Raw genomic sequence first — 12,104 nt, 5'->3', positions numbered from 1 at the left:
TCCGCACTCGTTTTCTGACCTCGCCGCATGTCCGACTCCTTCGGTCCTGGCTGATCCTCTCAATCAGCCCGGTCCAAAGCCAGCCGGTCAGGTCACTGGGACGGGGTGATGCGCTACGTGGCCCAGGTGATCGAGAGTTAGCGCAAGGACGCGCTGTCCGCGGCGGAGATCCTCGCCGCCCTGCCCGAGCCGGTGGTCCGCAAGTCAGCCGACTTCGAGCCGATGGACGCCGCGATGCTGGCGGAGAAGCTCGCCTTCCGGTCGATCAAGGGCGAGTACGTGATCGACCTGAAGGACGGGACGTTCGCCGCCAAGCCCTGACCATGAGGCGCTTGCAGCCGAACGGCGCCAGCACTACGTTGGCGTCCGGAGCCGATGGCCTGGGCTGCAAGCGACCCAAAAGGCGGCGCGTTCGATTACGCATCGACACCTGAACGGCAACCACTCAGCCGGCGCATGGTGATCATGAAGCGCTTGTGACCACCAATCAGACGCCGGGCTGACGGGTTGCCATGTCCTTCAACAAGCTCTGCGCGGACCACCTGCGCGCCCAACATCTTGCCCGATCCGGCGAGAAGCTCGGGTCCGGGCATGCACACGAGATCGTCGCTGCCTTCTTCGGGTACGGCAGCGCGGCTGCGCTAAGCCAGGAGGTCAAGTACCCACTGACCGACCTGGAGCAGGCCGCGTTCCTGGTGCCCGACCTCAAGGGCATGGACCAGCGTCTGTCCGCTCTCCGCGGATTGCCGCCGAGCCTGCCGTCCGTCGACGACATCGCCACCGAACTGTCCGCCTTTCTCGTCGCGAACGGCCATTTCACGGGTCAGGTCTGGCAGGCGCGCCAGCTCGACGACGACATCAACGGGTACGTCCAGAAGGAAGCTTCCCAGATCGAGGATGCCCTCGGAGGGGAGATGGCAGGCACGAACGCCTACTTCGACGAGATCAACCTCGACGAATACGGCTACCAGTCGACCCCTGACGCGTGGATCGTCACCGTGATGGGCACTTTCGACGGCGAGAACGACCCGGACAGCACCTACGTCGGAGACAGGATCGATTTCTCAACGACCATGACCTTCGACCGGGTAGCCGGCCGGACGGCCTTCGCCGATCCTGAACTCGATACCGGCGGAGCGGTCGACCGATCCGGCTATTACGATCCCGAGTGATCCGGACGGCGCATCACGACGAACCGGTGCTGCGCGTCTGATGCGGTACCGGTTCAGAGCGGATCGCCCGTCACGGCTCGACTACGTCACCGCGGCGCGCGCGGACGCCGGCCACGACCGCGGCCAGCGCGAGCCTGACGTCGAGCGGATAGCCCCTGTCGCGCGCCAGACCTAGGATCGGGACTGGGCTCGACGGTACGCGAACCGGCGGGGTGAAGACGGTCATCGGACGCCGCGGCATCCTGGGCGGTTGAGCGGGCGGGACATGTCGGGCCCGCATGAGGGACGCCTCACGCCCGCGGGCTTACCGCCTCGCCACCGGGTGGTCCCGTTCGCCTCCATCGCCATCCGAATCCGCATCACGGCTACAGTCGAGCATCGTCTCGCCGTGCCGGCAAGGCGGCTGCCGCATGGGCCTTTGATCCGGCCATCAAGTCATTCGTCCGGTCTCCTGCCTCGTTTCGAGGGGAGCGGGCTCCGCCGAGGCCGATCCGGCGCGCCACGAGGATCACGCCGGGTTCGCGCCCCGGTACCGTGCGAAGGTGCTCCGCCCTTCAGGACCGAACAGGACCACGTCGTAGGTGGCCGGCTCCATGCCGTCGACCTCCATGCCGGGCGAGCCCGCTGGCATGCCTGGCACGACCAGCCCGATGCCCTGGGGCTTCTCGGCGAGCAGTCGCTTGATCGCGCCGGCCGGCACGTGCCCTTCGATCGCGTAGCCGTCGACCTGCGCGGTGTGACAGGAGGCGAGATCCCGCGGCACGCCGAGGCGCACCTTCACGGGGTTCACCGGGCCCGCGGTGTCTCGAGGATTCCCGCGGGCGGCGCCTGCCTCAGGCCGGCGTGACGGAGACGACGGTCCCGTCGGTCACGAACACGATCAGGCCCAGACGCGCGCCGGTCGCGGCGAGGTAGCGCGCGACCTGCGCGCGATAGCCCAGGAGCGCATCCTTCCCTGGAGCGACGTCGCTCTTCCAGTCAACGACCACGTCCGGCTGTCCGCGCTCGTCGCAGGCCAGTGCATCGGCCACGCCCGCGGTCGCCCGCTCCTCCTCGTCGAGGGCCTCGTAAGCGTAGACCGGCACCTCCGCGCGGAGGCGTTCGCGGATATCCGCGACCTGCGGGAGGGCGAGCGCCCTGGCGACGCAGGCGGCAATCTCGGCGGAATCGAGCGCGGCAGGCCGGTCGTCCGCTCCGCACGGACCCAGGTGCCCCGCGAGGAAACGGGCGCGGGCCTCCAGCCCGTCACGCTCATCAAGCTCCCCGGTGAGGATCTCCTCCAAGAGCTTGTGGATGACCGTGCCTCGCTCCCGGCCGCCCTGCGGGGGCGCCGGTACCACTTCGGTCAAAACGTGCAGCGGCTCGGAGCCGGCGTCTTCGAAGCCCGGCACCTGGGCGTCGTCCCGGCTCGGCACGATCCACGTCAGCCGCCGATGGCGCGCGACCGTCGCAGACTCCGATGCGAAGACCTCGCGCGTCTGCTCGTTGAGTGTCTCCGTCACGGCCGCCATCGGCCGGAGCGGAAGCCGTTCCAGCTCGATGGCGGGGACAGCGTCGAGGCCGAGGGCGATCACCGACGCCCAGGAGGTCCGGTCGGACGGCTCGGTGAAGCGCGGCAGCACGAAAGTCTCGCGGGCCCGCGTCGCCGCGACGTACCAGAGCCGCACCCGTTCGTTCCCGACCTCGCGGCGTTCGCGGTCTAAGGCGTCCTCGTACCTGGCCGGGCGGACCCCGAAGACCGGGCAGTACAGGCAGTTCGCCGGTCGGTCGACGAGGGCTCCGCTCACGGCCTTCGTCCTGGTCGAAGTGTTAATCGGGATCACCACGGGCCACTCAAGGCCCTTGGACGCGTGCATCGTGAACAGGGAGACCGCCGCCTCCTGGGCGTCGGGCCTCCCCTCGACCGTGCGGGTTCGCCCGTCCCACGCCGCCTTCATCGCCCTGGCGAAGGCTCGCAGGCCGCGCACGGCGTAGGGGCGTGACATCTCTAGGAACAGGTCGATGTTCGCCAGCGCGCGCTCGGCGTGGCCGTCGTGCCGTTGTCGAACGACGGGCCGAAGCCGGATCGCGTCCACCGCCTGGCTTAGGATATCGTGCGGCGTCGTGCCGAGCGCCCGCCTCGCCAGGACCTGAAGGCGCCCGATGACCTCCCGTGCGACCGGGTGGGCGACGTGCGCGACGTCGAGGCCGAGCCGCAGCTTCTGCCGCGCAACGGGTCGCTCGGGGTCGCGCGGCAGGCCGTCGACCAGGTCGAGTAGTTCCTCGTCGGTGAGGCCCACCGCCGGGCCGCGCAGGAGCGCCCCGAGGGCTAGGGTGTCGCGAGGTTCGGCCAGGACCCGGGTCAGGGCGATCAGGTCCTGGATCTCCTGCCTGCGGAAGAACCCCTTCCCCGCCTGGGTGGACACTGGGATGCCCCTGGCTTCCAGGGCTTCCTCGTAGCGCCACAGGTCGCTGCCGCTCGGCGCCAGGAGTGCGATGTCGCCAGCCTGGAGGACCCGGGTCCCGTTGCGGCTGCAGGTCACGAGACGCTGGCCGATCAGGCGCGCGCAGAGGTCCGCGACGGCTTCCGCCTCGGCGTCGCGAAGGCCGTCGGCGCTGCGCTTCCCGTCCCCCTCCGCCGCCGAGATGTCGAGGGCGGCGACGCAGGGACCCCGGTCGTGGTCCTCGTGGAACGGGTCGAGGGCGACGTAGCCCGGTTGCCCCTCAACCTGCAGCACCTCCCGGAAGCGGTTGTCCACGAAGGCGAGGATCGAGCGGCAGGACCGGAAGTTCGTCGTGACGGAGATCACGTCCTCCGGCGACTTGGCGCGGATGCAGTCGCGCGCCTGCACGTAGGTCGACACGTCCGCGCCCCGGAAGCGGTAGATCGCCTGCTTCGGGTCGCCGACGAGGAAGAGCGCACCGGGCCGCAGCACGCGGTCGGTCCAGGCCGCGCCGGCCGCGTCGGCGGGCAACTCACCGCACAGGAGCCAGAGGATCTCCGCTTGCAGCGGGTCTGTGTCCTGGAACTCGTCGACAAGGACGTGGCGGTACCGCCTGCCGAGCGCCTGCCGCACCTCCTCGTGGTCCCGCAGGAGCGTGGCCGCCGAGGCGATCAGGTCGTCGAAGTCGAGCAGGGCGCCCGCGCGCTTCCGGTCCTGGTAACGGCGGAGGACCACGCGGACCTGCGCGACCAACCTGACAAGGAGCTCGCTGGCAGCGTTCGCCCGCATGCTCTCCCACGTGTCGCAACAGGCGCCGTGCAGGGCCTTGGCCGCCTCATGGAACAGGTCCGCCTCGACCTTCGGAATCCCGACGGCCTTGGCCGCGGCCGCCCACTTGCCCTTCCCGCCACGATAGCTCGCAAACCCGCCGTCCTTGGTGCACAGGGTCAGCTCAGGCTCAGACGTCAGCAGGGAGACGACCGTGGCGTCGTCGTTGCCGTTGAGGTGGCGGACGCGCTCGGCCATGGCCTGGAACGCCAGCAGGGCCGACGCGGTCACCGGCTCGGCGACGGGGCAAGCTCGGACGAAGTCGGCGAGCGCGGACACCCGTCCGAGGAAAACCTCCGTCGAGCGGTGCAGGGGTTCCGCGGGACGCGTCCCGACCGTGCGTCCCTCGCGCAGGCACTCGGCCACCCGGTCGACCGTGTCCTTCGCCGCGACTGGGTCCGCCAGCACCATCTCGGCGACAAGGCTGCCACCGCCCGAGAGACATTCCCGCAACCACTCGTCGAGGAGGTCGCGGAAGATGCCGTCGGCTTCCGCCTCGTCGGCCACCCGAGCCCCTGGGTCGATGTCCGCCTCAACCGGGTAAGGCTTCACGAGGCGCTGGCAGAAGCCGTGGATGGTCGTGCAGACGAGCTCGTCGAGCCGCGCCTCGGCCTCGGCCAGGTTCACCTCCTGGAGCGGCGACAATCCGTGCGGGAGCGCGAGCCTCAACTCGTTCGGGACCTCGCCGTCGAGCAAGCGGGCGACGACGTCGCCGACCCGTTCAAGGAGTTCGCTCGCGGCGAGTTCGGTGAAGCTGACGGCCGCGATTGCCCCGGGCGCGACGCCTGAGGCGAGCATCAGGGCGATCCGGCCCGACATCAGCGCCGTCTTGCCGGAACCGGCCCCGGCCTCCACGATCATCGAGCGCTCGTGCGCGGCGATGGCGAGGGCCCGCTGGGCGGCGTCGGCCAGGGTCTTGTCGTGCGCGGTCATCAGGCAGCCTCCCAGATCTCCGCGGCCTCGCCGAGCACGGCCCTGACAGCGTCCCGCTTACGCGGGCAGTAGAGCTCGGCGGCGTTGGCCGGGAGCGCGAACGACAGGTCGTTGTAGGCATCCTCCGCGTCGGGGCCGGGATGCGCGTTGCCAGCCCTGAGGCTGTTGCCGGCTGCCGCAAGATGGCGGGCGAGGTCGCCGAGCGCCGTGTCAGGCTGTTCGAGGGGCAGGCAGATGCCTTCCCTCGGGTAGTGAAGTGAGGCGTCGACGGAGACGACCGGGCCCAGGAGGACCCGGGCGGCGTAACCGTACAGGCACCGTTGCAGCTCGCGTCCGCCGGCGAGCACGTCGGTGGACTTGCGCGGCTTCTCGGTCTTGTAGTCACGCACGCGCGCCTCCGAGCGGCACTCGGACAGGTCCAGCCGGTCGATGAAGCCGGAGATGCGAAATTCCGTGCCCGGGATCTCTACCGGCAAGCCGTGGTCCCACGGCACCCCGGCCCCGTCCCGTCTCGGCGCCTGCCCGCCGAACGGAACCTCCACCCAGGTGGTCTGCCCGGCGTAGGCCGCATCCGGATGGGACAGGGCGGCCAGCGAAATCCCGGTCACCTCGTCCAGGGTCCGCCGCCAGACGAGTGCCGGAGGGACCGGCCTTTCGCGCTCCCACGTGGCTGCGACCGACGCCACGGCAGCGGCCAGGGCCTCCCGTCGGCGGTCCGCTGATGCCGCCGCGAAGCCGCCCCCGGCCTCCAGGGCGCCGACGGTGGCTTCGAGGACTTCATGCATGAGGCTGCCGAACCCCCTGTGGTCGAGCGTGAAGGTCTCCTCGCTCGGGTCCGCGGTCTCCAGGCCGAGCCCGTACCGCCAGACGAACCCGAGCGGGTCGCGCAGCAGCTTGCGCAGCGACCGAGCTGAGTGGACGCGCCCGAGCACCGAGAGCACGACGGGATGGTTCGGGCGTATCCGCCCGTCGTGGGCAGTGAGCCCGGCGCCGGCCCAGGCCCTCCAGCAACTCGCGGCGGCCGTGGCCTGGGCTGTCGCCCGGAACTCCTCCGGCCTCGCCATCAGGCGGTCGATCTCGCCGACGGCGTGCTCGGGGACCCGGTTCCGGCCGAGGTGCGTCCCGTCGGGGTAGCCGCGCAGGAGCGGGCTCTTCCCGAGCAGGCGGCCGTCGGCGCCGCGGCGTGGACGCGAGAGAACGACCGCCTCGGAGCTGGTCGACAGGATGGCGGCGAAGTCGCCGCGGTCGGAAACCGAGCGCGGCACCGGATCGAGGATGCGGGACGGCACCAAGTGGTCCGATAGAAGCCGGTCCTCGGAGACCACCTGCGGCCAGCCGCGCGAGCTCAGCCCGAGAAGACGGACGAACCGTCTGGGGGCGCAGGCTAGGGCCGAGGCCGGGGCCCATACGACCGAGGTCCCGGCGTCGGCGTCGTCGTCGATGCGCTGGCGCGACAGCGTCAGGTCGACGACCGCCGGCGAGCCTTCCAGGAGCGCCTTCCGCCAGATCCGCAGCGACAGTCCATGCAGGAGGGTCTCGCCGGCCTCTGCGGCGGCCGACGTCCCCCGTGCCAGGAGCGACAGGATAGCGCGAAGGTCCTTGGCGACGGTCGGCCCGTCGGGGCGGGTCAGGACGTCCCTGCCGGCGAGCAGGCGCTCCCAGGCCGCAAGGTCGGTCAGCGGCGCCTCGCGCGGGAGCATGCCTGTCCATCCGGGCGGGAGCGCCCCGAACGGACCGGGACCCTGGCGCAGGAGCGCGGCGAGGCGTCGGATGCCGTCCTGCGAGAGGCCCCTCACCAGGACATCCGCAAGCGCGGCCGCCGCCTGTCCCTCGCGCACGGAGGCGGACGGGACGCCGTGGACGAACCGGACGTCAAGGTGCGCCTCGGCCCGCAGCGCAAGCACGACGTCGTCGTATTCCTCGGTGCGGCAGGCGGCGATGGCGATCTCGGACGGCTTCGCGCGGCCGGACGCCATCAGCCCGCGGGCCCAGCGGAGCGCCTCTAAGACCTCGTGCCGGGGCGTTGCGGCGCTGCAGACCTCGACGACGGGGGCCGCCGACTCGCTGGAAACAACCCGGACGGCGGTCGCCGCGATCCAGTCGGGTACGGGCCGCGGTCCCGAGGCCCAGGTGACCGCGACGCGCTGGGCGAGCGCGACGACGACGGGGCGCCAGCACGGCGCCAAATCCGGGAGATCAACGAATTCGACGGGCCCGAGGATGGCTGGTGCGTGGTCGATCCGCGCCGCGGCGGCCGCAGCCAGGTCGCAGGGGCGCAGCATGCCCGGCGGCAGCGCTGCGACCACCGCCCGCTCTAGGTGGGCAATGGAGGCGACGCGGTCGCCGCAGCTGGCAGTGGCCTGCAGGTTGAAGCCTGCGGACCATGCCTTGCGCAGCGTTTCCGCTGCCGCGTCGATCATCCCCGGCAGCGCCTTGATGGGATTAAGCTCGCCGAGTTCCGTCTCGGGAAGCACCGCTTTCAGGGTCGACTTGAGCGTCTCCTCGTCGACCGGCCGCGCGAAGCCCCCTGCCAAGCGTGCCACCAGGGCGTCGATGGATAGTACGCGGACGCCATGCTCCCCGCGCCGCGCGGCGCCCAGGCGCGCGTCCGCAGTCGCCAAGCGGCCCTGAACCACGACCGCTCGATGAGACACCATACCAGACATCCTCAATCTCAGGTTGCGAAAACTCTCCGAAATTGCCGACTTGCGGTCAAGCTTAGTAAGCTGTGCATTGCGTGCAGAACTCAGATGCTGAGAAGCAAAGTCTGCCGCTTGGCCCAGTTGCTTGAAGCGATTTCCCGAACTAGCGCGTCTAGCGTGATCCCCCTACGTTGATCGCAGTGACAGTCGCTGTCACGGGGCTTGGAGGGGCCTGTATCGTCAATATCGTTGATAGGAGGGCAAAATTCTTCTTCGAAGTTTTATCCTCATTCAGGATGTAGTACCAGAAACCGTCTCTGTAGGTCTCTACGAAAGAGTTGGCGGGTCTGATCTGACTTTTGGCGATTAGTATAAGTGCTCTATCGCTTCCTAGAGCTCTCAGCACATCGGCCTTGGCTGCGGATGACAGGCCCCGATTGAGGCTTGTATTGAAATAATCCGCCCACTCATCCTGTATGGTACGAGTTTTGGATCGTCCGGCGAAATAAAACTCCGAGTTACCGCAGGAATAGTATTTATTCTCATGTATGATGTGATAAATTTCCTCTGGAGATGCTACGTATACATTCTGTGTTTCTGATTGCTGCAGAGCTCCTTGGCCAGTCCTTGTAAAAACAACAGGTCCTTTCAATTCTTTCACATTCTGTGTAGCGCCGGCAGAATTCAGATTGATAGTTTTTCGATTTGAAACCGAGTAAATTTGTTCGACTTGGCTCCACAAATAATTAATGTCGCCGTGGCTGATGCCATCGATTTTACACTGCAATGGCTGGTCGCCGCTGATCTCCGAGTTGGGAGTTGTCAGGGCTCCTTTACCCATAAAATTAAGCGATAAAACTCTGTCATCGGGAGATGAGACAGTTATAGCTCCGGCGAGATCTAGCAAATATATAAGGTTTATCGCCCTATTATAGTCGGTAAAGCCGGGAGTTAAGCGCACAAAGGACAAAACGAATAATGGAGTTGTTTCGGGAACAGAATTATATATTCTATAAACGTTTGATAGTGAGATAGGGTTGGAAAGTTGTTGTATTAACTCTTGCCCAGATAGCGGAACGTATTTTGCAACCGGGTTGTCTGATGCGCTGATCATACCTGTCAGTTGGCCGAGCGGCAGCAAAGCGCCAAGATTTGAAGACCCACCCGAAGGTCCACCAGACAGACTCCGCGTCGCGTTTATCTCAGGCACGCCTATGAAAGTAGGCGCTTCGAAGAAACGGGCTGCTATGATGTTTTCCAAGATTTGTTCTTGGTTGGTTTGTTTTATAGCCTCCCGATAGAAGGCTCTATCGTTTTTTATTCCAGCAGGACCGACGCCGATGCAGCCTGTCAACGTAGATGCCAGAACGATTCCTGCAACTAGTCGAGATAGACAGAGCACGGGTCGACTCCAAGTATTCTGCTGATTTGGCGGAACTATGCGATCGGCGTCAATTATGTTAAAAATCTTTTTGGCAAATGTTGCAATTATGCGACGCCCATGTTGTTCGATGATATCGGCCTGTATACCGGTGCAGGAGTGTTAACATTGGCGATCATCATACATGAAATATACGCATTTAGCGGCGCATCGGAGATCGAGATGGTCTACAGTATCTGATTGGAATTTCAGAAATATGCACTTTTTATGTTGTAGTCACAAATTTGATCCATCAATGGCGGTCACTGTGCGACCGCAAGCTCAAATTGATCTCGCTGCACGCGTCATTTCGGCGTGCAGATAAGAGGTAGGCGGATTACTATTTAACGAAATTCTACCACCAGCGTAGGCCTCAGTTTCATCAGGACGCTGGTTAGCTTCAGAGCGCCAAGGTCAAGTGGAACATTGTGATGAGCACCATGCTACGCAAGCGTCGATGAACTGAGTTTGCAGAATACATGTTGATCAAGTGCATGGTTCAAGGATGCGGCGGGCGGCGGCCGGTATCGACGCTGCGTCTAGCCGCTCCGCTGTCGCGGCCTTCACGAGCAAGGAGTCCGTAAGGTAGCGGTCGTACTTCTCCCGCGCTGTCTTTGCGGCAACTCCTGCCAGAGCCTCTCCATCGGGCGGCGGCGATGCGGCCATCTCGGACAGGACTGTGCGCAAGTCGTCGGCGGAACAGTCCCGTACCTCGACGGTGTGCCACAGGGGGGATGCCTGGAAATTGCGCGCCAGCAGCGCCAGCGCTAGCGTCTGAAGCTTGAGGCTCCCGACCCAAGGGAAGATCACGCAGTCGCGCTTGATCTGCAGGATGGAGCGTTTGTCGAGGTCGTCCGCACGGAAGGCCTGCCTGCCCTGTTCGAGCAGCGCGCGCGCGCCGGGGTCGAGGAACGCCGGCACGTGCGTGCCGGCTAGGCACCTCCGCATCGCCGCTACGACCTCGTCGTGGATGGCGGCACCGGCCCCACCGAACCGCGGCGGCAACGCGGCCACGGTCGGGCTCACCAGGAGCACCTTGGCGCGCGCGTCGATGCTCTCGATCCGCCATCTCCGGCCGTTGAAGATGATGGTCTGCCCCGGTGCGAGAGTCGTGTCGAGCGGCACGGTGCCCAGGGTCTTACCGCCTGCGACGACCACCCGGTACTCCTCGTCCACCTGAAACACGGCGTAGAAGTCGTAGCCCGCCGCAAGGCGCTCGCCGGCCCGGCCCAGCATCAGCAGGCCGTCCGGGGACATCTCGACAAGGGCCCCTTCCGGTCGGGCGATGGCGCGCAGCACCTCGACGAACAGCTCGCGACCGACGTTCCGGAACGGGCCCCGCCGGCACAGCACCTGCCAAGCCGTGTCCGGGCGCAGGCCCCCGGTCTGGGCGATCAACGCGAGAACCTGATGGATCAGGGTGGAGAGGTGAAGCCCCTGCACCCGCGGCGGCTCACACCACCGGGCGAGGAGAAGCTCGACCATGGCAACCGCCTGAACGAGGTCGAGCCTGAGCCGGTCAGCGGGGTGGAGCGTCGGTGCGAAGGCGTCCTCCGCCACGTAGATGCGGAGGATCGACGGCTTCCCCTTGCGGCGGCCAGAGCGTCCCAGGCGTTGGCGGAGAGACGAGACCGACCAGCCGGGCCCGATTTGGGCCACGCTCTCGACGTCGCCGATGTCGATGCCGAGCTCCAGCGTGGTGGTCGCCACTGCGGTGGTGGGCCGCCCGTCCTCCCGCAGGCGCGTCTCGACCGTCTCGCGCTCGGCCCGCGCCAGGTTGCCGTGATGGGGGAAGAACTCGTTAGGCAGGCGCGCCGCCTCCGAGAGCGAGCGGAGGCGGTCGGTGTAGATCTCAACGTTCTGGCGCGAGCCGGCGAACAGGAGGTTGCGCCGGCCCCGCAGCACCTCGAAGAGGTGTTCGGCGATAGGTCCGACCTCGTCCGATGCCGGGTGGGATCCGTCCTCTGAGCGGACAGGGAGGGTGCCCCTGGCGCCGAGGCCGGCGGGGAGCGCTGGCGTGTCCCGTGACGGCTCCCTGCGCTGGGGGCATTCGTAGCCGCGAACCTGCAGAAGCAAGTCGGAGCCGCCTTCCCCGCTCTCGACCAGCCTGACGCGGTCGGGCTCGCCGGGACGCAGCGCCTCGCGGGCGAGCGCCATGTCGCCCAGCGTCGCCGAGAGCCCGATCCGGTCGATCCGGTCGCGGCCCGCGCCGACCTCGATGCGCGACAACACAGACTGGAGTTGGCGCCCGCGCTCGGTCCCGACGAAGGCGTGGAGCTCGTCGATGATGATGGCGGCCAGGGCGCCGAACAGACGGGGCGCGTCCCCCCCGCGGCGAACGAGCGTGGCCTCCAGGGACTCGGGCGTGATGAGCACTACGCCCTGCGGACGCTCCCTGGCCTTGCGCTTGGCGTCCGCGGACACATCGCCGTGCCAACGGTGCAGCGGCAGGTCGCAGGCTTCGAGCAGGCTTTCCAGGCGTCGGAACTGGTCGTTGATGAGAGCCTTGAGTGGGCTGACGTAGAGCACGGAGAAGCCGGGCCGACCGCCGTCCAGGGTCGGCAGCACCCGTGACAGGAGGGGCAAGAACGCGGCCTCCGTCTTGCCGGCGGCCGTGCGCGCGGCGAGAATCACGTCGCCGCCAGCGAGGATGGCGGGCACGGCCTGCTCCTGGACGTCCCGCAGC

General features: G+C 67.0%; 7 protein-coding genes and 1 pseudogene. 2 read left to right on the top strand and 6 right to left on the bottom strand.

Translation table 11 applies throughout. The features are described from left to right. Positions 1-192 precede the first annotated feature (192 nt). Positions 193-321, top strand: coding sequence for a hypothetical protein (locus HNR00_RS25825; RefSeq protein WP_281383323.1), 129 nt, complete (start codon positions 193-195; stop codon positions 319-321). A gap of 191 nt (positions 322-512) precedes the next feature. Then, positions 513-1,172, top strand: coding sequence for a hypothetical protein (locus HNR00_RS16025; RefSeq protein ID WP_183571076.1), 660 nt, complete (start codon positions 513-515; stop codon positions 1,170-1,172). Between the two features lie 70 nt (positions 1,173-1,242). Here HNR00_RS16025 and HNR00_RS16020 read toward each other — a convergent pair whose 3' ends face one another. From HNR00_RS16020 to HNR00_RS15995, 6 genes and pseudogenes are all read right to left on the bottom strand, one after another. After that, entirely contained in the window at positions 1,243-1,398 is a 156-nt protein-coding gene (locus HNR00_RS16020) for a hypothetical protein (RefSeq protein ID WP_183571074.1), read from the bottom strand. A 282-nt stretch (positions 1,399-1,680) separates the two neighbouring features. Next, a pseudogene (locus HNR00_RS16015) lies at positions 1,681-1,974 on the bottom strand (DUF411 domain-containing protein); the annotation flags it as partial. Positions 1,975-2,005: 31 nt separating this feature from the next. After that, a complete protein-coding gene (locus tag HNR00_RS16010) occupies positions 2,006-5,356 on the bottom strand; it encodes a UvrD-helicase domain-containing protein (protein WP_183571070.1) in 3,351 nt (1,116 codons plus the stop codon). Then, entirely contained in the window at positions 5,356-8,013 is a 2,658-nt protein-coding gene (locus HNR00_RS16005; protein ID WP_183571068.1) for a PD-(D/E)XK nuclease family protein, read from the bottom strand. The genes HNR00_RS16010 and HNR00_RS16005 overlap by 1 nt, the downstream gene beginning before the upstream one ends. 157 nt (positions 8,014-8,170) lie before the next feature. Further along, the gene (locus tag HNR00_RS16000) at positions 8,171-9,400 is read right to left on the bottom strand and encodes a hypothetical protein (RefSeq protein WP_183571066.1); all 1,230 of its coding nucleotides are present in this window, start codon (positions 9,398-9,400) and stop codon (positions 8,171-8,173) included. Between the two features lie 504 nt (positions 9,401-9,904). Next, positions 9,905-12,079, bottom strand: a complete 2,175-nt coding sequence (locus tag HNR00_RS15995; protein WP_376770390.1) for a DEAD/DEAH box helicase — start codon at positions 12,077-12,079, stop codon at positions 9,905-9,907. Positions 12,080-12,104 lie beyond the last annotated feature (25 nt).

Origin of the sequence: Methylorubrum rhodinum, assembly GCF_014199935.1 — a bacterium.
GTDB lineage: Bacteria > Pseudomonadota > Alphaproteobacteria > Rhizobiales > Beijerinckiaceae > Methylobacterium > Methylobacterium rhodinum.
The sequence above is the reverse complement of the archived record's forward strand: the minus strand, read 5'-3'. Positions and strand labels throughout refer to the sequence as shown.